Origin of the sequence: Sphingobacterium haloxyli, assembly GCF_002980525.1 — a bacterium.
Taxonomy (GTDB): Bacteria; Bacteroidota; Bacteroidia; order Sphingobacteriales; family Sphingobacteriaceae; genus Sphingobacterium; species Sphingobacterium haloxyli.
The window spans coordinates 1-255 of record NZ_PVBQ01000073.1; the positions used below are offsets into that span (position 1 = coordinate 1).

Sequence of the window (255 nt, forward strand, 5' to 3'; positions counted from 1 at the left end):
TATACGTATTCGTAACCCGGTCAACACCTCCAAGGTGGTTGTTCGAAACAGTTTCTATCAATCGGGCACGCTTATCGTAATAGTTCACCGTCAAAAGTGGGGCGCTTCCGTCGTCCTTACTGACCTTCGTTCCCGTGAGCAGGCCCTTCACCATGGCCGTGTTGTTCAGACCACTACTTGCAGGAAGTACGTTTGTGGCCCTGAACCCATAATCGTCGTAGTAGTTTACCGTCAGAACAGTTTTGGTGGAAGTTC

At 49.8% G+C, this 255-nt stretch carries 1 protein-coding gene; it reads right to left on the reverse strand.

What is annotated here, in order from left to right; translation table 11 throughout:
- Window positions 1–255 (reverse strand): hypothetical protein (locus tag C5745_RS20390; RefSeq protein ID WP_165793161.1); only part of this gene is annotated, 255 nt, incomplete at both ends.